This window comes from Streptomyces sp. CNS606, assembly GCF_000426325.1.
The window spans coordinates 82646-105355 of the sequence record NZ_KE384521.1 but is presented as its reverse complement, the minus strand read 5'-3'; the positions used below and the strand labels follow the sequence as shown (position 1 = coordinate 105355).

17 protein-coding genes are annotated in these 22710 nt (G+C 73.5%); 14 read left to right on the top strand and 3 right to left on the bottom strand.

The genetic code is table 11. The annotated features are described in order from the left end of the window. Nucleotides 1-22: 22 nt before the first annotated feature. The gene (locus K304_RS0121085; RefSeq protein ID WP_037791433.1) at nucleotides 23-1279 is read right to left on the bottom strand and encodes an AMP-binding protein; all 1257 of its coding nucleotides are present in this window, start codon (nucleotides 1277-1279) and stop codon (nucleotides 23-25) included. 280 nt (nucleotides 1280-1559) lie between these two features. Here K304_RS0121085 and K304_RS31840 point away from each other — a divergent pair, with 280 nt between their 5' ends. The 12 genes from K304_RS31840 (at nucleotide 1560) to K304_RS30420 (ending at nucleotide 16290) form a co-directional block, all read left to right on the top strand. Beyond that, the gene (locus K304_RS31840) at nucleotides 1560-2876 is read left to right on the top strand and encodes a phenylacetate--CoA ligase family protein (RefSeq protein ID WP_027765331.1); all 1317 of its coding nucleotides are present in this window, start codon (nucleotides 1560-1562) and stop codon (nucleotides 2874-2876) included. Continuing rightward, complete coding sequence (locus tag K304_RS30440; RefSeq protein ID WP_078529479.1) at nucleotides 2873-4651, top strand: prenyltransferase/squalene oxidase repeat-containing protein; 1779 nt, start codon at nucleotides 2873-2875, stop codon at nucleotides 4649-4651. The genes K304_RS31840 and K304_RS30440 overlap by 4 nt, the downstream gene beginning before the upstream one ends. A gap of 19 nt (nucleotides 4652-4670) precedes the next feature. Next, a complete protein-coding gene (locus K304_RS0121070) occupies nucleotides 4671-5087 on the top strand; it encodes a hypothetical protein (protein ID WP_027765330.1) in 417 nt (138 codons plus the stop codon). Then, nucleotides 5084-5383, top strand: coding sequence for a phosphopantetheine-binding protein (locus K304_RS0121065; RefSeq protein WP_027765329.1), 300 nt, complete (start codon nucleotides 5084-5086; stop codon nucleotides 5381-5383). The genes K304_RS0121070 and K304_RS0121065 overlap by 4 nt, the downstream gene beginning before the upstream one ends. After that, complete coding sequence (locus tag K304_RS0121060; RefSeq protein ID WP_027765328.1) at nucleotides 5380-6396, top strand: AMP-binding protein; 1017 nt, start codon at nucleotides 5380-5382, stop codon at nucleotides 6394-6396. The genes K304_RS0121065 and K304_RS0121060 overlap by 4 nt, the downstream gene beginning before the upstream one ends. Continuing rightward, a complete protein-coding gene (locus K304_RS30435) occupies nucleotides 6393-7958 on the top strand; it encodes an aromatic amino acid ammonia-lyase (RefSeq protein WP_051308681.1) in 1566 nt (521 codons plus the stop codon). The genes K304_RS0121060 and K304_RS30435 overlap by 4 nt, the downstream gene beginning before the upstream one ends. A 5-nt stretch (nucleotides 7959-7963) precedes the next feature. Continuing rightward, nucleotides 7964-9166, top strand: coding sequence for a 3-deoxy-7-phosphoheptulonate synthase (locus K304_RS0121050; protein ID WP_037791431.1), 1203 nt, complete (start codon nucleotides 7964-7966; stop codon nucleotides 9164-9166). A 38-nt stretch (nucleotides 9167-9204) separates the two neighbouring features. Beyond that, nucleotides 9205-10482, top strand: a complete 1278-nt coding sequence (locus tag K304_RS0121045; RefSeq protein ID WP_027765326.1) for a biotin carboxylase — start codon at nucleotides 9205-9207, stop codon at nucleotides 10480-10482. Between the two features lie 48 nt (nucleotides 10483-10530). Continuing rightward, on the top strand, nucleotides 10531-11778 hold the full coding sequence (locus K304_RS0121040) for an ATP-grasp domain-containing protein (RefSeq protein ID WP_027765325.1): 1248 nt from the start codon (nucleotides 10531-10533) through the stop codon (nucleotides 11776-11778). A 38-nt stretch (nucleotides 11779-11816) separates the two neighbouring features. Beyond that, entirely contained in the window at nucleotides 11817-13205 is a 1389-nt protein-coding gene (locus tag K304_RS30430) for an amidase (RefSeq protein WP_051308680.1), read from the top strand. Between the two features lie 35 nt (nucleotides 13206-13240). Beyond that, nucleotides 13241-14560 carry an MFS transporter gene (locus tag K304_RS30425; protein WP_051308679.1) on the top strand — a complete coding sequence of 440 codons (1320 nt, stop codon included), beginning with the start codon at nucleotides 13241-13243 and terminating at the stop codon, nucleotides 14558-14560. 125 nt (nucleotides 14561-14685) lie between these two features. Then, the gene (locus tag K304_RS30420) at nucleotides 14686-16290 is read left to right on the top strand and encodes an APC family permease (protein WP_051308678.1); all 1605 of its coding nucleotides are present in this window, start codon (nucleotides 14686-14688) and stop codon (nucleotides 16288-16290) included. 9 nt (nucleotides 16291-16299) lie between these two features. Here K304_RS30420 and K304_RS0121020 read toward each other — a convergent pair whose 3' ends face one another. After that, the gene (locus K304_RS0121020; protein WP_027765324.1) at nucleotides 16300-16905 is read right to left on the bottom strand and encodes an HhH-GPD-type base excision DNA repair protein; all 606 of its coding nucleotides are present in this window, start codon (nucleotides 16903-16905) and stop codon (nucleotides 16300-16302) included. A 248-nt stretch (nucleotides 16906-17153) separates the two neighbouring features. On the opposite strand from K304_RS0121020, the gene K304_RS0121015 reads away from it, so the two are divergent. Next, nucleotides 17154-19466 (top strand): terpene synthase family protein, encoded by a 2313-nt coding sequence (locus K304_RS0121015; RefSeq protein WP_027765323.1) that lies wholly within the window; start codon nucleotides 17154-17156, stop codon nucleotides 19464-19466. A gap of 82 nt (nucleotides 19467-19548) precedes the next feature. Here the strand turns inward: K304_RS0121015 and K304_RS0121010 are convergent, their stop codons facing one another. Continuing rightward, nucleotides 19549-20277, bottom strand: a complete 729-nt coding sequence (locus tag K304_RS0121010; protein ID WP_051308790.1) for a siderophore-interacting protein — start codon at nucleotides 20275-20277, stop codon at nucleotides 19549-19551. Nucleotides 20278-20697: 420 nt separating this feature from the next. Between K304_RS0121010 and K304_RS30415 the strand changes: the two genes are divergently transcribed. Beyond that, nucleotides 20698-22674 (top strand): TerD family protein, encoded by a 1977-nt coding sequence (locus tag K304_RS30415; protein WP_037791610.1) that lies wholly within the window; start codon nucleotides 20698-20700, stop codon nucleotides 22672-22674. The last annotated feature ends 36 nt before the right edge of the window (nucleotides 22675-22710 follow it).

Below are 22710 nucleotides of genomic sequence, written 5' to 3'. Positions count from 1 at the left end.
TCCTCCGGGAGGGTCGCGGTCGTCAGGGGCGGGAGTCGGCGGACCGCTCCCGCACGAGCAGCGGGGTCTTCCCGGAGCGCTCGTTCACGGTGAAGTCGCCGGACGCGTCGACCGCGAAGGCGTCCGGCGCCTCGGTCTCCACCTCGTAGCCCATCCGGTAGACCTGGTTGAGGACCGTGCGGTGCACCCGCTGCGCGACCTCCTCGCGGTCCGCGCCGGGACGGACCTTCACCCGCAGTTCCATCCGCTCGTGCGGCCGGCCGTGGTCGAACAGGGCCACCTGGACGTCGGTGACCGCGTCGTCGAGCCGCGCCGCGTCCTCGATCTCCTGCGCGGTGATGAGCACGCTCAGGAACTTCAGCTGCGGGTCGTCGCGGCCGGTGACCCGCAGCGCCGCTCCCGGCCTGCCGCACGCGCAGGAGACGAACTCGCCGCGGTCGCCGATGCGGTAGCGCACCACCGGGTTGACGCACTCGGGGTGCAGGTTGGTCACCAGCACCAGGCCGTCCACCAGCTCGACGTGCTGGTACGGCATCAGGTGGAAGGTGTCGAGGTCGCAGGCCGGGCCGTTGTGCCCCACGACCCAGGTCTCGGTCGAGCCGTAGACGCCGTGCAGCTCGGCGTCGGGCAGGCAGCGCCGCACCACCTGCAGGGCGTGCGGGCCGAACGCCTCGCCGGTCCACAGGAGTGTGCGGAACGGCGGCGGCGTCCGGCCCTCCGCCTCGCAGAACTCCAGCAGATGGGCGATCTGGCTCTGGGTGGCGTTGAGCGCGGTGGCGCCGACGGACTCCGTGAAGTCCAGCCATTCGGCGAGGCGTGTGTCCTCCACCGCACCCAGCGGGATCGTCACCGCCCCGCTGGCGTGGGCGAGGGCGTTGAAGAAGTTGTGCGAGGAGCAGAGCCGGCCGGGGGTGTCGTAGTTGAGCAGCACGTCGTCCGCGGCGAGGGGGTTCCAGGCCGCGTGGACCTCGTCGATGAGCTGACCGCTGGGCACCAGGCTCAGCTTCGGCGCCGAGGTGGTGCCGCCGCTGCCGAGGACGATGGCGCCGTGCGCGCGACGCCGCGCCCGCTGCAGGACGTCCGGGAGTGCGGTGCGGAAGTCGTCCTTGGTGAGGACGGGCAGATCGGCCAGCTCCGGCTCCGCCTTCCGGCGGGCCTCGTCGTAGCGAGCGGAGAGCGCGGGCAGTTCCGACATGCGGGCCAGCAGGTCGCGGACCACGTCGGCGGGAAGTCCGGTCAGTGGGGTCGGGGCGGTTTCCGGGAGGGTCGGGGCCGTCATGAGGGTCGACTCCAATCGCGCGGTGGCGGAACGGATGAAGGGCACCGCCGAGTCAGCCACGGCCCGCCCGGCGTGTCCAAGGAAATCTCCGGCTCACCTGATCACCGGTGCTTATGAGAACTGGTGAAGGAATACTCGTCCGGTACTTCGCTATTCCTCATCACCGGGTCTTATCTGCTGACGCGAAGCCGTTATTGGACGTCGGTCGCGGACCTTGCCAGAGTCGTCGCGGTATCGGCGCCCATCCGCAACGCACGACGAATCGAGGCTGAGGTCAGGCATGTTGATCCGTGACCGTTCGGGGCTCGACCTGCTCCGGCTCGCCCAGGAAGAGATCCGGGAGACGCGCCGTGCGGCGCCTTCCGCCGAGTTCTACGCGGGAAAGCTCGCACAGGTCTGGGACAGGGCACGAAAGTCCGAGGCATTCTCGGAGATCGGTGACTTCTCCCCGGAGGACTTCGCCTCGCTCCCGCTGACGGGCAAGGACGACCTCAAGGCGCACCCGTGGCGGTACGCGGTCGCCGACCTGCCCGCGGCCGCCAAGTACTACGAGACCACCGGCACGTCGGGCCGGGTCACGCCCACGCCCCGTCTCCTGGAGGACATCGTCTGGAACACCGTCTCCGTCGCGGAGGCGTGGCGGGGTGTGCTCGGGCCTTCGGAACGGGTGGCGATCCTGCTCCCCTCCGACATCGTTCCGGTCGCGGACCTGATCGTCTCCGTGTGCGAGTACCTCGGCCTGCCGCACTCCCGCGTCTACCCCTTCGCCACCGGCATCTCCGACTGGGACCGGCTCACTCAGCTGTGGCGTTCGCTGCGCCCCACGACGGTGTTCGCCGCACCGGGCGTCATGCTCCAGCTCACCCGGCTGCTCGCCCGGCGCGGCGAGCTGGAGGAGCTGAGTGCCACCGCGGACAACCTGATGCTGCTCGGCGAAGTGAGCACGCCCGCCCTGCGGACCCGGCTGGGCGCCTGGTGGGACGCCGACGCGTACGACGTCAGCTACGGGAGCACCGAGACCGGCACGCTCGCCGCGACGTGCCCCCGGGGCCGGCTCCATCTCCTGCGCGGCTCGCACTACTTCGAGCTGGTCACGGACCGCGGGGTGGTGCCGGACCCGCGAGAGGGCGTCGGGCGGCTGGTGACCACACCGCTCAACCTCCACGCACGTCCGCTGCTGCGCATGGACACCGGGGACGAGGTCGAGATCACCGGGGCCGGCTGCGGCTGCGGCGACCCCGCTCCGGTTCTCGTGGTGCGCGGGCGCAGCAGTGAGGCCCTCCGGGTCGCGGACGCGCGCCTGACCGTGCACACCGTGGAGCAGGTGGTCTACGGGACCACGTCGGCCGCCGGCTACCTGCTGGAGATCGACGAGGGCGGCGACTCCGCCCGCCTGCTGCTGGAACGTTTCGCGGGCCGCGATCCGGACCGCGAACGGGCCGACGTGACGGCCGTCCAGGACGCCTCCCGGGAAGCCTTCGGCCTGACCTGGAGCGAGGTGGCCTTCGTCAACTCGCTGCCCGCCCGGACCAAGAGCGGCGCCTCACAGAAGAGCTGGAAGCGCTCCAACGTGCGCGTCGTGGAGCGTGCCGCATGAGCGCGCCCACGTCTCTCCCCGGCACCCTCGACACCCCCGACACCTCCGGCACCCCCGACACCTCCGGCACCCCCGCGGCCCCCCGCGGCGTCACCTCCGGCGAGCCGGACCTGTGGTGCACGTACGCGGCGCTGCGGACGCTCTCCTGGCTCGGACGTGCGCCGGAGCCGGCCGCCGGTGCGGAGCCGACCTCGCGGTACCTCCACGGGCGCCGCAACCCCGACGGAGGGTACGCCTGGAGCGTCGGGATGCCCTCCGACGCCTGGGCGACGTTCTACTGCACGCAGGCGCTGCGCGACCTCGGCGAGCAGGTGCCGGATCCGGCACACGTCGCCGAGTGGCTCGCCGCCACCTGGTCGGGAGACGCCTACGCGATGACGCCCGGCCAGGCCCCGGACGTGTGGGCCACGCACTTCTCCACCCGCACCGCGGTGGCCGTCTGCGGCACGGACGTGCCGGACCGGCACCGCCTGCTGGACTGGCTGCGTTCCCTGCAGACCGCGGGCGGCGGACTGGCCTGGAACCCCGGCTCCACCGCGGCCGACGTCCGGGCCTGCCACTACGGCGTGGCCGCCTGGCAGGCGCTCGACACCGTCGAATCGGTCGCACCGCCCTGGGACGTCCCCGCGCTCGTCGGCTGGCTGCGCCGGCAGCAGGCCCCGGACGGCGGATTCCGCTTCTCCCCGGGTGCCCGGACGCCGTGCATGTGGGCCACCTACCGCGCCACGACGGCGCTGCGCGCCCTGGGAGCCGCCCCCGAACGCCCCGCCGAGCCGTGGATCCGTGCCCGGCGCGGAGCCTCCGGCGCCTTCGTGCGCTGGGAGGGCTACGAGGTCGAAGACGTGTGGGCGTCGTTCTGCGCGGTCGGCGCGCTGCAGGCGATCGACGCCCCGACGGCCGCCGTCGCGGACCGGGTCGCGGACCGGGTGGCCGAACTCGCCTGTCCCGGCGGTGGCTACACCTACCGCGAACCGGCGTCCGCCGCCGACGTACTGACCACGGCCGCAGCCCTGATCGCCGCTCCCCCCGGCGACCCGGCCCGTCCGGCCCGGACCGCCTGGCTCGAAGGCTGCCAACTGCCCAACGAGGGCGGGCTGATGTACATGCCCGGCCGGGGCAGCGAGATCCGCTGCACGTTGTGGGCCCTGACCGCCGGAGCGTTCAGCGGGCCGGGCGACGGCGAAGCCCGCGACCGCATCCGCCGGTGGCTCGGCGCACTCCAGAACACCGACGGCGGTTTCGGCTTCTGGGAGGGCCGGGGCTCGGACCTGCTGTCCACCGCCGCCGCGGTCGCGGTGGCCGGGTGCCTGGGCCTGTCCGTCGCCGACGCGATGGACGCCGCGTCACTCGAGCGCTTCACCGCCGGGTGGGAGTCCTCCCCGGAGGGAGCCGGCCGACCGGCCGGCCTGCGGCCCGGACTGCAGCGGGCGCGCATCCGCCGCGCCCTGGGCGGCGCCGACCGGGCCGACGTGGCGGCGCTCCTGGAGGAGCACCGGGTGCGCGGCGGCGGATGGGCGAACACCGGCCGCCGCATGCCCGACCTGCTCTCCACGTACGAGGCGGTGGCCACCGCCGACCTCTTCGGCATCCCCCTGGACCCGGAGCACCTGCGGCGCTTCGTCGACCGGGTCCACGGCCCGGAGGGCACCGCCTGGAGCCCGCTGGCCCCCGCTGCCGGAGGGACGCTCGCCGACTGCCTCGGGACCCTGCTCCGCCGCCGGACCGAGCAGACCGGCGACCACCCCGCACCCCTGCCCCCACTCGTCCTCTCCTGAGACCCCGCCGGAGACCGTCATGCCCACCATCCACGTCAGCGGCTCCCCCGTGCCGGTGCCCGCCCGGAGAGCGGCGGCCCTGCGCCTCACCCGATGGCTCAGCGGCCACGGCGTGCCCGCCGGGCACGTGGTGCTGCGCTTCACCACCACCGAACCGCAGAGCGTCTTCACCGGCGGGCTCCCGGCCGAGGCGCTGCCCTCCGAGGGCTCCGGCCCGCAGCACCTCGCGGTGACCGTCTGCGTCGGCCCCGACCGCGCCGAGGACTTCCGCACGGCCCTGGCCGAGGAGATCGCCGGCGCCCTGGGCGCCTCCGCCGCAACACCGTTCCTCTACATCGAGTTCCGGACCACCGACCCGGCGCAGGTCTACCTGGGCGATTCCGGACGGTTGCGCCGGGCCGCCGACGTCGCCGCCCGCAGAAAGGACCGCACATGACCGTCACCGTCCCCACCGAGGAGCAGACCCGGGTACGCGTCCGCGGGGCGCTGGAGCCGCTGCTCGGCGAGCCCCTGGCCGCCGTCGCGGACGACGACGACCTCGCCCGTGCGCTGGGCGACCGCTACGACAGCCTCACCGCGCTGGAGTGCGTGTCCCGCGTGGAGGCGGAGTTCGACATCGAGGTCGACTTCGTCGAGCACGACGTGCGGCACGTGTTCGCGACGCTGTCCCGGATCGGCGCCTTCGTCCAGGAACAGCTGGAGGACCGGGCCGTACTCGGGGGCGCCGGATGACCGGCCTCCCGTCCCCCGCCGCCGTCCCTCCCGAGACGGGCTTCGCCACGTCCGGACGGACCGGTCCGCCGGTGCGGTGGTGGCGGACGGCACGACAACTCGCCGCCGAGGTCGACCTGCTGACCGGCGCCGTGCTGGGGCCCGTCGAGCAGGTGGTGAACTTCGCACCTCCGCAGCACCTGTTCGGACGCCTCTTCGGCGAGATCCTCCCGCAGCGCCGCGGCACACCGGTGCACCACCTGTGGCAGGACCCGGCCGCCGCTCCCGAGTGGCGTCCCGGCCTCCGGACCCTCTTCGTGTGCCTTCCGTCGAGCTGGCTCCCGCTGCGGAGCGTCGCGGACCGGATCGCGGAGCTGCCGTACGCCGTCGCCCTGCACGGGACCGGCCCGGTCACCGGCACCGCCCGGCGGGTGGTGCGCGCGCTGCACGGGCGGGACTTCCGTGCGGTGGAGGTGTTCGGCTCCACCGAGACCGGGGCGGTCGCCGTCCGCGACATCGACCCCCCGGGTACCGGGACCAGCGGTGACTGGCGGCTCCTGCCCGACGTGGCCGTCGACGGCCTCGCCGACGGCCGGACGTGCCGGCTGACCGTACGCAGCCCCCGGCTCGCCCGGCGGGACGGCGACTCCGCGCCACCGGAACTGCTGCGCACGGACGACGTGGTGTGCGGAACCGGCGACCGCACCTTCCGGTTCCTGGGCCGCGCGTCCCGCCTGATCAAGGTGAACGGGGTGCGGTGCGACCTGGAGCGGGTGGAGGAGGCGGCTTCACGGTCGCTCCCCGGCTGCGAGGTGGTGTGCGTGCCCGGCCGGGACACCGTGCGCGGCGAGCACTACGAGGTCTTCTACACCGACCCCTCCGGCACCGTCCCGCCGGAGACGGTGTGGACGGTGCTGCGCGCCACGGCCGGGGCGACCGCGCTCCCGCGCGCCGTACGCCGGGTCGCGGCCGTCCCGCGCTCGGCCACCGGCAAACCGCGACCGCACCTGCTCGCCGAGGGAGGCGTCCGATGACCGGCGCTTCCCAGGCCGTACGGAACCTCGTCGCCGGTCCCGCGGCGGAGGCGTCCCCCGTTCCCGACCAGGTCGCCTCGCTGCTCGCCGGGACCACCCCCGGGAGGCGGCTGCTGCTGACCCCGGCCGCACGCACCCGCATGACCCACAGCACCGCGGCGCTGGAACGGCTGGCCGGCCGACAGCCCGTGTACGGCCTCACCCGCGGGTTCGGGCCCCTGGCCGAGTACGCGGCGGACGACGACCCGGAGGCGCAGGCGGCGGGGCTGCTGAACCACCTCACCGCCGGCCAGGGCGCGCACCTGCCCGTCGACGTCACCCGCACCATGGTGTGGCTGCGGCTGCGGGGCATGACGCGGGGCCACTCCGCCGTCGACGTGGGCGTGTGGGAGGCGCTGGCCGCGCAGTGGAACCGCGGCTTCGTGCCGGTGGTCCCGCAGGAGGGAAGCCTCAGCGCCAGCGGCGACCTGGTCCCGCTGGCCCACGCCGCGCAGGCGGCGGCGGGCGAGGGAAGGGCGTGGCTCGTCCGCCGCGGCCGGCCCGCCCGCCCCGCCCCGGCCGCGGAGGTGCTGCGCGAACTGAACCTGGCACCCGTCCGCTGGGACGCCCGTTCCGCGCTGGCCTTCGCCAACGGGACGAGCGCCTCCCTGGCCCGGGCGATGCACAACCACGTGCGCCTGGCCGCGCTCGCGGCGGCCGTGGCCGCAGCCACCGGGCGCATCGTCGCCCTGCTCGGCTGCAGCACCGAACCGTACGAGGACGGGCTCAGCGCCGCCCGGGGGCACACCGGTCAGCGGCGCGCGGCGTCGCTCATCCGGGACGAGCCCGGACGGGACCGGGCCGCCGAGGTGCCCCGGGCGCTGCAGGAGCCGTACTCGATCCGCTGTGCTCCCCAGGTCATCGGTGCCGTCCTCGACCAGCTCGACGCGCAGGGCGAGTTCCTGGCCACCGAGGCCGAGGGCTGCACGGACAATCCGGTGCTGGTCGGCGACCGGGTGCTGCACGGCGGGAACTTCCACGCCGCGCCCGTCGGGCTGGCGTCCGAGATGCACGCCCTGTGCGTCCACCAGCTCGCCTACCTCGCGGAGCGTCAGCTCGCCCTGGTGCTGGACCCTCGGCACAACGGGGGCCGCCCTCCGCTGCTGACGCCCAGCCCGGGCCGGCAGTCCGGCTTCGCCGGGGTGCAGATCGCGGCGACGGCCCACCTGGGCGCCATCCGTCAGCGGGGCTACCCCGCGTCGATGACGCCGGTGCCCACCAACCTCGGCAACCAGGACCACGTGCCGCTGGCTCTCAACTCGGCCAACGCCGTGGCGGAGGCCGTCGACCGGGCGTGGTGGATCACCTCCTCGCTCTTCCTGGCGCTGACGCAGATCGCCCACCTCGACGGTCTGCCGGTCGCGGCCCCGCCGTGGCGGCGGCTCGCTCAGGAGTGGCCCGAACTGGTCACCGACCGGCCGCTGGCCGAGGACGTCGCGGCGGAGGCGGCACGGCTGGAAGCGCACTACGCGGCCCTCCCCGTGAGGGCGCACGACGACGACAGCAAGGAGTGCGGAGCGTGACCAGTATGAGTCCCGAGAGGGGGCTTCTCGACTCCGGCCTGCTCGTCGAGCAGGCCCCGCCGTGGCCGGACCGCGGCGCGCTGGCCGAGGCGGTACGTGAACTCGCCTCCCGGCCGCCGCTGGTGCCCCCGGACGCCTGTCACGCGCTGCGCTCCGAACTGGCGCACGCCGCGGAGGGGTCGGCTCTCGTGCTGCAGGGGGGCGACTGTGCGGAGCCGTTCGCCGACTCGGCCGGGCCCCGCATCACCCGCAAGGCCGACCAACTGGACGCCCTCGCCGACCTGATGCGGGAGAGGTCCGGCCGTCCTGCGGTGCGCATCGGCCGGTTCGCCGGCCAGTACGCCAAGCCGCGGTCGCGACCGACGGAAGAGCTGCCCGGGGGGCGCACCCTCCCCGTCTACCGGGGGGACGCGGTGAACGCGCCCCAGCCCGACGCCGCGGCACGGCGCCCCGACCCGCGGCGGCTGCTCCTGGCGTACGACCACGCCGCCGAGGCGCTGGACGCGCTCTACGTGGGCGGGTACATCCCGTTCTCGGGCTGCCGGTCCGGCAGACCCCCGGTGCACACCAGCCACGAGGCGCTGCTGCTCGACCTCGAGACGGCCCTCGTACGCGACGACCCCGGGCACCCCGGCGGCTACGCGTCGTCCGCCCACATGCTGTGGATAGGCGACCGCACCCGCCGACTCGACGGCGCCCACCTGCAGTTCGCCCGCACCGTCGGCAACCCGGTGGGTGTGAAACTCGGACCGGGGGCGGAACCGGCGGACGTGCGCGAGCTGTGCGCGGCGCTCACAGCCGGGCGGGACGCGGGCAGGCTCACGTTGATCTGCCGCATGGGTGCGGGCGCCGCCCGCGAGCGGCTGCCGGCGCTGCTCGACGCGGCCGCGCCCTGGTCCGACCGCCTGGTGTGGCTCTGCGACCCGATGCACGGCAACACCGTCCCGCACGTCTCGGGGCGGAAGACCCGCCTGATGACGGACATGCTCGCGGAGGTCCGGGAGTTCGCGGCGGCGCTCCACCGGCACGGTGACCGCCCCGGCGGACTGCACCTGGAGATGACGCCGGACGACGTCACGGAGTGCGTCCAGGACGCACGCGACCTCACCCGCGCGGGAGCCCTCAGCCGCTACACCACGACCTGCGATCCGCGTCTCGACCCGAGCCAGGCCGAGACGCTCGTCGCCGCTGCCGCGGAGCTGTTCTGAGCCGCGGAGCGACACCGCGGAGAGAAGGAGAATCCGTCGTGCCCACCGAGACCCGCCGCCCGCACGTGGTGGTGCTCACACGCTGGCGGGAGCGCTACGCGGAGTACGCCCGCTACGTGGACCACGCCGCCCACGCCGTCAGCTACGTCGCCACCGACATCGCCCGCGCCGCGGTGCCCGAGGGCGCCGCCGACGTGACGGTGGTGCGGCACACCGACGACCTGGAGGAGGTGCGCTCCGCCGTCGCCGGACTCGTGCGGCGCCACGGCCCGCCGTCACGCATCGTCGCCCTCAAGGAGGACGACCTGCTGGTCGCCGCCTCGCTCCGGAGCGAGTACGGCTGTCCCGGCCCCCGGCCGGAGGAGCTGATGCGCTTCCGCGACAAGTACCTGATGGCCTCGACGGTGTCCGCGGCCGGCCTGCCGGCCCCCGCCTGCGCGCCGGCTCCGGACGCCGTGACCGTGGCGGACTTCGCACGGCGGCACGGCTGGCCGCTGGTGGTCAAGCCGCGGATCGGCAGCTCCAGCGCCGGCGTGGTGATGCTGGACGGGCCCGGGGACCTGGGGCGGGTGGAATGGGCGGAGCCGCTGCTCGTCCAGGTGGCGAACCCGCATCCGATCTACCACGTCGACGGCGTCTTCGACGGGTCGGACGTGCTGTGCTGGCGGGCCTCCCGGTACGTCAACACGTGCCTCGGGTTCCGCGACGGCACCTTTCTGGGCTCGGTCGAGGAGGACGACCCACGGGTGCTGCGCCTCATCGCGGACCACACGCCGCGGTTCCTCGGCGCACTCACCGCCCGGCCCACCCCCTTCCACCTCGAGGTGTTCGTCGACGACGGCGGGACGACCGGCACCCCCGGCGTCGAGTTCCTGGAGGTGGGGGCCCGCGTGGGCGGCGCGGAGATCCCGTTCATCTGGCGCGACCTGCACGGGTTCGACCTCATGGAGGCCGCCTTCCGCATCCAGATGGGACGGCCCCCGGTGCGATCCGCCCGGCCTCCGGGCCGTGCGGGCGCGGGCGGGCAGGCGGAGTGCGGCGGCTGGCTGCTCTTCCCCGCCCCCGCCGCCCGCCCCTGCCGTGTCACCGAGGTGACCCCGATGGCCGGCGACGTGCCGGGGGTCTACGCGGAGTCGCTGCTCAGCCCGGGCGACGTCCTCCCGGACGCGGACGCCTACTACGAGCACGTGGGCGGCAGGTTCCGCTTCCGTGCCGCGGACAGCGCCGCGGTGCGCGAGGCGATGACCCGGGTGGTCGCCGGCTTCCGGGTGGCCGCCGAACCGGTGGGCGACCTCGTCGGCGCCGACGCCGGCTGACCGGCCGCACGACCCGTACCAGGATCACGAGACGAAGGAGAACGAACGATGCCGGACAAGGGCTGCGTCGTCATCGTCGACGCCTACAGCTTCACGCGCCGCCTGGCGCCGGAGTTCCGCAAGGCGGGCTTCGACTGCGTCCGCGTGCAGAGCACGGCGGAGGTGCCGGAGGTCTACCGGTCCTCGATGGACCTGAGTGACTACTGCGACAACATCGTGCACCGCGGGGACCTGGACGAGACGGTCGCCGCCGTCGCGCGGTACGCGCCGGTCGCCGTGGTGCCCGGCGGCGAGTTCGGCGTGGAGTTCGCCGACGTCCTGAGCGAGACGATGGGGCTGGCCACGAACGGCACCGCACTGAGTTCCGCGCGCCGCGACAAGTACACGATGATCGAGACGATCAAGGCCGCCGGCGTACCGGGTGCCGCGCAGCTCCTCGTGCGGGACGAGGAGGAACTGCGCGCCTGGCACCGGGAACTGGGCGGAGCCGTCGTCGTCAAGCCGTCGCGCAGCACGGCCGGAGACGGCATCCACTTCTGCGACACCCCCGAGCAGTCCGTCGACGCCCATCGCGCCCTGACCCGCGCGGAGAACGTGTTCTCCCAGGCGAACGAGGGCATCGTCGCGCAGGAGTACCTGGCCGGCGGCGAGTACGTCGTGAACACCGTCAGCCGGGACGGGCGGCACCACGTGACCGACATGTGGAAGACGTCCCGCATCTCCGCCAACGGCGTGCTGGACCTCTGCGACGCCGTGCACCTGCTGCCCCGGCGGGGCGAAGCCGGCGAGGTGCTCGCCCCGTACGCCGTGCGGGTGCTCGACGCGCTCGGCATCCGGCACGGACCGGCACACCTGGAGGTCAAGCTCACGCCCGGTGGACCACGGCTGGTGGAGGTGGGCGCGCGCATCGCCGGCGGCGACATCCCGCACTACGCGCGCATGGGCATCGGCGCGTCCCAGATCGACTGGACCGTGGACGCCTACGTCGACCCGGAGCGTTTCCACGCCCGTTGCGACGAGGACTACGTCCTCCGCGCCCACTTCGCCTCCGTGGCCATGGTCTCGCCGGTCCAGGGCACGCTGCGCGGCTACCGGCACCTGGAGCAGATCGAGGCACTGCCGAGCCTGCACGAGATCCGCACCCTGGTGCAGCCCGACGGAGCGCTGCGCCGGACCGTCGACGACCTCACCTACCCGATGATCGTCAACCTCCGGCACGAGATCGAGGAGGTCGTGCTGCGCGACGCGGGCACCGTCCGCTTCCTCGACGGCCACGGCTTCTACGACCTCGCCTGACGGCGGGCGCGACACCATCCACCCGGAAGGACCAGCAGATGCAGAATCCGCGCACCGCCGTGCACGACTACCTGGGCGCCGCGCCCGGCGCGGGGGACTCCGCCCCCGAGGGCCGGCAGCAGCCGGAGCTGCTGACCATGCCGCTCGCCCGGCGCCGCACGCTGCACGAGCAGGGACGGCTCTCGGGCCGCGACTGGGAGCGGGCGGCCCGTGACTGGGCCATGACCGCCGACCACCGCTACCGCGCCTGCGTCGAGATGCGGGAGCCGGGGCGCGACCCGGGCGCCCTGCGGATCGGCGTGAAGGACACCGTGGACGCGGCCGGATTCGCCACCCGGCTCGGCCTCCGCCGCTACCGGCACCACCCGCGCCGTTCGGCGGCCCCGCTGGAGTCCCTGCGCCGAGCCCGCATCACGGCGAAGGTGGTCACCACCGAGCTCAACATCGGGGTCGGGTCGGGCTGCCTCAACCCCTACTTCCCGCACATCGACCCGGCGGGATCGAGCACCGGGTCCGGGGTGGCCGTGGCGGCCGGCATCTGCGACGTCTCGCTCGGCACGGACGTCCTCGGCTCGGTGCGGTGGCCGGCCGGGCGGTGCGGCGTGGTCGGCCTGAGGGTCACCCACGACCCCGCCGCCCTGCGCGGTGTCTTCCCGCTGAGCCCGGGCATGGACGCACCCGGCTGGGTGGCGCGTACGGCGGACGACCTGGAGTTCGCCTGGGCCGCCCTCGGGCTGGGCCGGCCGGCTGCCGGCACGGGAGGTCTGCGCATCGGAGTCCCCGAACGGCTCTACGCGGAAGGCTGCCTGGATCCGGAGATCGCCGCCGCGCTCGGGCGCAGCGCGGAGGCGCTGACGGAAGCCGGCCACACGGTCGCCGCGACGGACATGGGGGAGGTGTGGGACCTCCGGGGCGCCGCCTGGGAGTTGTGCGCCCGGGACGCCTGGGACGGCTACCAGGTCTGGCGGGACCTGGTCGACGACGATCTGATGCCCTCCACCGTGAAGGCCCTGGAGGCCGGAGCGAAGGTGGGCGACGAGCGGGCCGCGGCCATCCGCCGTTCGATGGCCCGGATCCGGGCGGGCGTCGGGGACTGGTTCGCCGCGCGGGCCGTGGACGCCTGGCTGCTTCCGCTGGACCCGGGCGTCCCCCTGCCGCGCGGGACGAAACCCGCCGCGGCGTCGACCATCCCCGAGCCGGGCGACCCCGCGTACGACCGCGAGGTGGGCTTCACACCGGTCGCCAGCTTCGCGGGACTCCCGGCCCTCACGCTGCCGGTGGGCCGTGACGGCACGTCGGGAGCCCCGCTGGCCATGCAGTTGGTGGGCCGTCCGCACGACGAGCCGGTGCTGCTGCGGCTCGCCCGGCAGCTCTCGGGCGTGCTCGGTGATCCGGGCTTCGGCCCGGCGGTCGAGGCGGCATCATGAGCGGGGCGAGGACGACGGGTGAGGGGAAGCGGCCGATGGCCACGAACGAGGGGAAGCGGCCGGTGGCCGGCGGGCACGGTGGAGACCGGGAGCAGGACGGCACGGCGAAGGCCGCGGCGCCCGCCGTCGGTGCCAAGCGGCTCGCGCTGATCTACCTGGCGGTGTTCGGCGGCTACACGGGGCAGCAGATCCTCACTCCCGTACTCCCCCCGCTGACCCGCGATCTGGGGCTGACGGAGTTCCAGTTCGGCCTGGTCATGAGCGTCTCCGCGGCGGTGGTGGCGCTCATCAGCCCGTGGTGGGGGCGGCGCAGCGACGTGTGGGGCCGCAAGCCCCTGCTGGTCGCCTCGTTGTTCGGGTCCGCCGTCGGCCTCGCCGCCTTCGCGGTGGCCGTGCAGTTCGGGCTCGCCGGACTGATCGGGGCCACCACGGTGTTCGTGCTCCTCATGGTCACCCGGGGCGTGGTGTTCGGCAGCGCGCTGGCCGCGCTGCCGGTCGCCGCCCAGGCCTACGTCGCCGACGTCACGCCCGACGAGCCCACGCGGGTGAAGGGCCTCGCGCGGGTCGGCGCCGCCCTCGGCCTCGCCCTCGTGCTCGGCCCCGGACTGGGCGGCCTGCTCGCCGACTTCGGGGTGCTCCCCGCGCTCTACTTCGCTCCGGCGCTGATCGTCGTGGTGGCGGTCGCCGTCCTGCTCCTCGTCCCTCGGGACCACCGCCCCGCGACGGCGAAGACCGGGGCGCCGCGGCTGAGCCCGTTCGACGCCCGGGTGTGGCCCTTCCTGGTCGCGGGTGTGGGGATCTACCTGTCCGTGAGCATGCTGCAGATGAGCATCGGCTTCCTGCTCCAGGACCGGCTGGCCCTCGGGACCAGGGAGACGGTCGAGCTGGCGGGGTACGTGCTGCTGGCGGGCGGCATTCCGATGCTCGTCGTCCAGGGCCTGGTCATCCCCTGGCTGGCCTGGCGTCCGCTGAGGTTGCTGCGCGTCGGGGTCCCGCTCACCGCGGTCGCCTTCGTCGTCATCGCGATGGCCGACTCGCTGCCCGTGCTGCTGGCCGCGACCGTGCTCTCCGGGGTCGGGCACAGCCTGGCCATCCCCGGCTACAACTCCGCGCTGAGTCTCCGTGTCGGCGGTGACGAACAGGGCGGCGTGGCCGGGCTGATCGCCTCCACCAACGGCGTCACCCTCGTCCTCGGGCCGCTGGCGGCGACCGCCCTGTACGAGGCCGGTGTGGCACTGCCGTTCGTGGCCGGCGCCTGCGTTCTCGGCCTGCTCTTCGGCTTCCTGATGCTCTTTTCCGGCGTGCGCGACCGGCCCCGGGACACCGTGCCGCAGGCGACCGCCGACGCCGCCTGAACCGGCCCCGCACCCTGCCCGCAGCTGCCGCGCCTCTTCCGCTCCTTCGTCACGCCGTTCGCGCCCGGCGGCCGCCGTTCCGGTGGCCGCCGGACACCCCTTGCCCTTCGACGGGAGGACCACCCATGTCCGCACCACCCCTGGACCAGTCGTCTCCGCCACCCCTGGAGACGGGTGAAGACCGCGGCCTCAAGCGTGAACTGGGCTTCTGGAGCCTGACGTTCATCGCCTTCGGCGGCATGATCGGATCGGGCTGGCTGTTCGGTGCCTATTACGCGGCCCAGTCCGCCGGGCCCGCGGCGCTGCTCTCGTGGCCGCTGGCCGGCGGGGCCCTGATGCTCGTCGGACTGGTCCTGGTGCAGCTCGGAGCCACCCGGCCGCGCGCCGGCGGCATGGTCCGCTGGCCGAAGGAGGCGAGCGGACCGGTCGTGGGCACCGTGGTCAGCTGGGGCATCCTGCTCGCCGTCTCCAGCGCCCTCGCCGCGGAGGCCTCGGCGATCGTCCAGTACGCCGAACGCTATCTGCCGGGCCTCTCCGAGCAGGGCAGCCTCACCGACCGGGGCACGCTCGCCGCCGTGGCGCTGCTCGCCGTGCTCGTGCTGGGCAACTGGTTCGGCGTCCGGCTCTTCGCCCGCATCAACGCCCTGATCACGGTGCTGAAGTTCGGCGTCCCGCTGCTCACCATCGTGGCGCTCCTCGCCTCCGGCTTCGAGCCCGGCAACATCGAACGCGGCGGCGGCTGGGCGCCCTACGGCTGGTCGGCGGCCCTGGGCGTGATCGCCACCGCGGGCATCATCTACGCGATGAACGGCTTCGCCGCGCCGGTCGAACTGTCCGCCGAGGCCCGGAACGCGCGCCGCGACCTGCCCCGGGCGGTGATCACGGCGATCGCCATGGCGGTGGTGCTCTACACCGTGCTCCAGGCGGTGTTCCTGCTGACCGTGCCCGCCGACCGGCTCGCCGGAGGCTGGCACGGGCTGAACTTCGACTCTCCCTACGGCCAGCTCGCGATCCTGCTCAACCTGGGCTGGCTGGCGACGATCATCTACGCGGACGCGGTCCTCTCCCCGGCCGGCGCGGCATCGGTGTTCGTCGCCTCGGGTGCGCGCGAGACCTACGCGACCGCGCGCAACGGACTGCTGCCCCGACAGGTCGCGGTGGTCCACCGGGGCTCGGGTGTGCCCCGTCGCGCCATGTGCGTCAACTTCGTCGTCAGTGTCATGTTCCTGGCGCCGTTCCGCGGCTGGCAGGACATCATCACGGTCGTGGGCGTGCTCTCCCTGCTCACCTACTCGACGTGTGCCGTGGCGGCCGGGGTGTTCCGGGAGACCGACCGGTCCGTGCGCCCGGTCGTCTCCAGGCTCGGCCTGATCGCGCCCGCGAGCTTCGTCGTCTCCACCGAGCTGATCCACTGGGCGGGCTGGCACCACCTGCGGGTCGCGCTGCCCCTGGTGGCCCTCGGCGTCGTCCTCCACGTGGTCCTGCGGCGCCGGGACCCGGACCTGCCGGGCCAGCTCCGCGGCGCGGCCTGGCTGGTGGCCTACCTGCTGATCCTCTTCGTGGTCTCCTGGGCGGGCGCCTTCGGGGGCACCGGCATGATCCCGGCTCCCTGGGACTCGGTCCTGGTCGCCGGCGCGGGCCTCGCCGTGTACGTCCGCGCGGTGCACAGCGGCGTGGCGAACGCGAAGGGCCGACCGGAGGAGACCGGCGACGCGGCGGGCAAGGGCTGAGCGCCCAAGTCAGGAGTCCTTCGCCCGGGCGGCCTTGGCCGCCTTGGCGGCGGCTTTGACCTCCTGCTTGGTGGCGCGGACGCGGTCGAGGGACTCGGGGCCGGTGACGTCGGCGACGGAGCGGTAGGAGTGCTCCTCGCCGTACGCGCCGGCCGCCTCGCGCCAGCCCTCCGGGGTGACGCCGTACCGCTTGCCCAGCAGCGCGACGCAGATCCGCGCCTTCTGCTCGCCGTAGCCCGGCAGCGCCTTGAGGCGCTTGAACAGTTCGGCACCGCTGCCCGCGCCGGACCAGACGGACTCGGCGTCGCCGTCGTAGTGCTCGACCAGGTAGGCGCAGAGCTGCTGCACCCGCTTGGCCATCGAGCCGGGGTAGCGGTGCACGGCCGGCTTCTCGGAGAGCAGCGCGGCGAACGCGTCCGGGTCGTGGGCGGCGATGCGGTGGGCGTCCAGGTCGTCGTCGCCCAGGCGCCGCGCGATGGTCCAGGGTCCCTTGAAGGCCCACTCCATCGGCACCTGCTGGTCCAGCAGCAGCCCGACGAGGGCGGCCAGCGGACTGCGGGAGAGCAGCGCGTCGGCGTCGGGGTCCTGGGCGAGGTGCACGGTGTGGTGGTCCATGGCCCCATGATCTCCGTCGCGCCGGAGGGGTGCGAGTCGGGGCGTGTGCCGCCGGGGTGCGTGCCGCCCGGGGCGTGTGCACGCAGCGCGGCGACACAGGGGCGGACGTCGAACGGATGTCCCAAACCCGCTCGTACGGCGGCGGCCTCCGCAGGATGCGCGCCGGCCGTGCGGGTAGCTCTCGGCAGGCCGCACCTTCGCGGGCCGCTTTCCGCTTTCCGCACGTCGCCGAGGAGTGAACGGGTCCCGTGGATCAGCCCTTCGACCTGCCCGACTTCTACCTCCCCCACCCCGCCCGACTGAATCCGCACGTCGACACGGCGAGAGCGCACTCCACCCGCTGGGCCCGCGAGAGGGGCATGCTGGAGGGCTCGGGCGTCTGGGAGGAGGCCGACCTCCTCGCCCACGACTACGCCCTCCTCTGCGCCTACACCCATCCCGACGCCACCGCCGACGACCTGGCGCTGGTCACCGACTGGTACGTGTGGGTGTTCTTCTTCGACGACCACTTCCTGGAGCTCTACAAGCGGCCGCAGGACCGCGAGGCGGGCCGCGCGCACCTGGACCGCCTCGTGCTGTTCATGCCCGCGGACCCCGCGGACCCCGCCGCCCCGGCTGCCGGGACGCCCGAGCCGCGCAACCCGGTCGAGGCGGGGCTGGCCGACCTGTGGGCACGCACGGTTCCCGCGATGTCCGCCGACTGGCGCGAGCGCTTCGCGCTGAGCACCGAGAACCTGCTGCGCGAGTCGCTGTGGGAGCTGTCCAACATCGACGCCGGCCGCGTCCCCAACCCGGTCGAGTACATCGAGATGCGCCGCAAGGTGGGCGGCGCGCCCTGGTCCGCCGGGCTGGTGGAGTTCGCGGCACGGGCCGAGGTGCCGGCGGAGCTGGCCGCCACCCGGCCCCTGTGCGTGCTGCGGGACGCCTTCTCCGACGCGGTGCACCTGCGCAACGACCTGTTCTCCTACGAGCGCGAGACGCGCGACGAGGGCGAGCTGAGCAACGGCGTGCTCGTGCTGGAGACCTTCCTCGGCTGCTCCACCCAGGAGGCCGCCGAGTCGGTCAACGACCTGCTCACCTCCCGGCTCCAGCAGTTCGAGTCGACCGCGCTCACCGAACTCGGCCCGCTGCTCGCCGAGAAGCACGTGCGGCCGGACGAGAGCGCGGCCGTGCTGGCGTACGTGAAGGGGCTTCAGGACTGGCAGGCGGGCGGCCACGAATGGCACCTGCGGTCCAGCCGCTACATGAACGGCGGCGGCGCCGCGGCCCCGTCCACGGCGGCTACGAGCGGGCCGCTGTCGCTGCTCGGCGTCGCCGGGACGGCCGGGCCCGGCGGGCTCGGCAGTCCCGGGGGGCTCGGCATGTCCGCCGCCGCGCTGCCGTCCACCACCCGCCGGGCCGAGGAGGCACGGGCGCGCTCGCGCAGCCACGTGCCGTTCCAGCGGGTCGGCCCGTCCGAGATCCCCGCGCTGGACATGCCGTTCACCGCCCGGCTCAGCCCGCACCTGGACGGCGCCCGGGAGCGCCTGGCCGGCTGGGCGCACCGGATGGGCATCCTCCAGCCGCAGCCGGGCGTCCCGCACTCGCACGTGTGGGACGAGGCCCTGCTCCGCGACATCGACCTGCCGTTGTGCGCGGCCGGCATCCACCCGGACGCGGACGAGGACGGCCTCGACCTGTCGTCCGGCTGGCTCGCCTGGGGCACGTACGGCGACGACTACTACCCCGCGGTCTTCGGCCGGACCCGCGACCTGGCGGGCGCGAAGGCGACCACCGACCGCCTGCCGGCCTTCATGCCGGTGGAGAACGACCTGATGCCGCCGCCCGCGAACGCCCTGGAACGCGCGCTGGCCGACCTGTGGCTGCGTACCACGGCGACGATGGATCCCGCGGCACGGCGCACGTTCCGGCGGGCGGTCGAGGTGATGCTGCAGAGCTGGCTGTGGGAGCTGGACAACCAGTTCCACCACCGCATCCCCGACCCGGTGGACTACCTCGAGATGCGGCGGATGACGTTCGGCTCCGACCTGACGATGAGCCTGTGCCGGCTCGGGCACGGGCCGGGCATCCCGCCGGAGGTCTACCGCAGCGGGCCGATGCGTTCACTGGAGAACTCCGCCGCCGACTTCGCGATGCTCGTCAACGACGTGTTCTCGTACCAGAAGGAGATCGAGTTCGAGGGCGAGCTGCACAACCTGGTGCTCGTGGTGCAGGACTTCTTCGACTGCGGACGGGCGCAGGCGGTGGCGGTCACCGGCGATCTGATGAACTCCCGGATGCGGCAGTTCCAGCACGTCGTGGCGCACGAACTGCCGGTGCTGTACGACGACTTCGGGTTGTCCGAGGACGCGCGGCGGGTGCTGGACGGGTACGTGACCGACCTGGAGCACTGGCTGTCCGGCATCCTCGTCTGGCACGAGGACTGCCGCCGCTACCGCGAGGAGGACCTGCTCCGCCACGCGGCCCGCCCACCCGGCGCGTCCGCCCTCCCCCACGCGCCCACCGGGCTGGGCACCTCCGCGGTGCGTCTGGCCCGTACGGCGGCCGCGGCCCGGGGGTGACCGGCGCCCGGACCGGCCCTCCCCCGGCGGGGCCGGTCCGCCCCTCGGCGGGCCGGTCCGGCCGCGCGGCCGGACCGGGGGCCTACGCCGCCGCGGACGCGGGGCCGGGGTCCCTCGGGGGCTGCCAGTAGCCGAGGGCGTCGACGCGCTGCTTGGGCACACCGAGTTCCCTGCGGACATACGCGCCCAGCGCGCGGGTCGTCGCCGTGTCGCAGGCGATCCACACGTACGCGCCCGCCGGGCCGCCGTGCTCCTCCAGCAGCGCCGGAAGCGCGGCCCTGACCTCCGTCACCAGGCGCCCGCCCGCGTCCTCGCGCGGGACGCGGTGCACCTCGTGCCGGGCCGGGTCGTGGCGCAGCGGCAGGTCGTCGTCGGAGGCGTGCTGGGTCTCCAGCCAGAGCGTGGCGGGGGTCCGGGGGAGTGCGTCGAGGAGCGAGTTGACGGCCGGGAGCGAGGCCGTGTCGCCGATCACGACCATCCGCTGCGGCAGCGGGTCGGGCGCGGTGAAGCCGGTGCCCTGCACGGTGGCCTCGACGGTGTCGCCGGGCACGGCCTTGCGCGCCCAGCCGGCGGCGGGGCCGTCGTGCAGCGCGAACTCGACCGTGAACGTGCCGGCTTCGGTGTCCGGGTCGACCAGGGTGTACGCCCGCTGGTGCGGCTTCCCGGCGTCGGTGAACCACATCCGCACCCACATCGTCGGGTGCACGCCGGTGGCGGCGAGCATGCCGCCGTCGGTGAACCTGAGCCGCCGGTAGTGGTCGGTGACGTCCTCCGCCCCGGTCACGGTGAACGTGAAGTCCTTGCCGCGCATCAGTCTGAGGACGACGCCCTCCCAGCCGTGCTTCGCCACGGTCCCCTCCTCGTCTTTCCGGTCTTCCCGCACGTGTCTCCGGTACCTTCGAACGCGCGTGCTTAGGTTAGCCTTACCTTAATCATCGGGGGAAGGTTTGGCGATGAAGGTCCACGGTGACGCGCGGGGCGTACCGCGCCCGAGAGCGTCGGAAGCGGGGGAGCCCCGCAGGGTCGACCCCCGCCTCGCCTTCCTCTTGCCCTCGCTGCGCGAGTTGTCCTGTGCGAGCAAGAATGACTCTTTCTTCTCTGTTGCGGCTCTCCATGTGACTTTCCGCCGATACTGTTCCCCTGTGCATCGTCGCGTGTGCGGTGCGTCACAGTGCTCGTGTTTCTCCGCAGCCGACCGAGAGCCGGTTCGGGGTGGGTCCCAGGGGGTCGTATGCAGGAAATGTCGAAGGGTGCCAATGTCGGTCTGGCGACGCTGACGGAGAACGCCGGCTCGGTGATGGTGAGTCTGAGCTGGGGCAGCGACGACGGGCAGGGAGACGCGGACGTGTCCGTCCTGCTGCTGAATGCCGACGGCAAGGTGCGCAGCGACTCGGACTTCTTCTTCTACAACAACCCCGCCGCTGGGGACGGCAGCGTGCAGTTGCTGGGCAAGACGCCTACCGCGGTCGGCATGGAGGACCGCATCGGCATCGATCTCACCGCGGTCTCCCCGGACGTGGAGCAGGTCGTGGTCGCCGCCAGCCGCTACGGCGGTGCCCGGTTCGGGGACCTCGATGACCTGAGGCTCGAACTCGCGGACAGCAGAGGGCAGGCGCTGCTCGGGTTCTCCATGGAAGCCGGGGTGGAGAGCGGCTTCGTCTTCGGCGAGCTGTACCGGCGTGGCGACGAGTGGAAGTTCCGGGCAGTGGGTCAGGGCTACGAGACGGGCTTGGCGGGCCTGGCCACCAGCTACGGAATCGATGTGGACGATGCGGAGGACGAGCCGGAGAGCGGACCCGACGTGACGACCCGCGTAGAGAGCGCAGCAGGGCTGCGGCAGCGGGCGGAGGTCGGCGCGCCGACGGATGGAGCGGCGGAGGTGCCCGCGCAACGGGAGGGACCTGCCACCTCCGGACGGCCCCGCCGACCTCGCACCGCGCGGAAGAAGGTCACGCTTCCCAAGACGGTTCGCAAGACCCTCGCCGAGAACGAGGCATGGCGATCCGCCCGGCTCTTCCCCGCGCCAACCCTGAAGAGCGACCGTGAACGCGAGACCCGTGCCACTTCGGTGCTGCTCGCGGTGATGGCCCAGGTGCCCGAATTCGGTCGTCGGCTCACCGCGTCCTTCGGCGCTCCCGCCGGGCGGATGGAGACGTTCACCGAGGTGTCGCTGCCCCACGGTGAGACCCCGAAGCGGCCGGACGGCGTCATCCGGGTGGAGCGAGCCGGCAAGCTCTGGACTGCCCTCGTCGAAACGAAGACCAACGGCAATCCGCTGAAGTCCGAACAGGTGCAGGGTTACCTCGACATCGCCGCCAGGCGTGCCTACGAAGCCGTCATCACACTGTCGAACGACGTCGCTCTCGACGGCAGGCCGCTGGTCGACGTCCGTCTCGACGGCAGGCGCAAACACAAGGTGGCGCTGTGGCATCTGTCCTGGGCGGACGTCGCGCACCAGGCGCAACTCCTCATCCGGCACGAAGGTGTGGGGAATGCGGCGCACGCCTGGCTGCTGCAAGAGCTGCTGTTCTACCTGCAGCACGAGAACTCGGGCTGTCACGGCTTCCAGAACATGGGTCCCGCGTGGGTACCGGTGCGCAACGCGATCGATACGGAGACCCTGTGCCAGGGCGATCGCAGAACTCTCGAAGTCGTGGAGAGCTGGGAGCGTCTGATCCGCCAGGTGTGTCTGCGGCTCGGAGGCGAGCTGGGTCAGAAGATCATGCCCGTTCAGCGCTCGAAGCGCGGTTCGGACCCCGCCGCCCGCAGGGAGGCGCTCGCCGACCGGCTGTGTGAGGAGGGGAGGCTGCACGCGGCGCTTCGTCTCGACGGGGTGCCGGGCGCTCTGACGATCACAGCTGACCTCCGGACCGGCAAGCTGCGTACATCCATGGAGGTACCTGCCCCGGAGAGCGGCTATCCGCTGACGTGGGCCAAGCGGCTGGTGCGGCGCCTCTCGGAGGCCCCCGCCGATCTCCACGTCGAGACGCTTGTCGACGGCTCCGGCACCGGTCCCCGCGGAACGCTGGAACGGCTCCGCCCGGAGCCTGCTGACCTCCTGCCGCGGAACGACGTACAGATCACCGGCTTCCGGCTGTCACTGTTCAAGGGCATGGGCAGCACGAGGGGCAACGGCGAGTCGGGGTTCATCCGCAGCGTCGACGACGCCGTGGACCGCTTTCACGACGCGGTGGTCGCGCAGCTCTGAGCAGCTGCGTGAGACCGGCCACAGGGGTGGGGCACG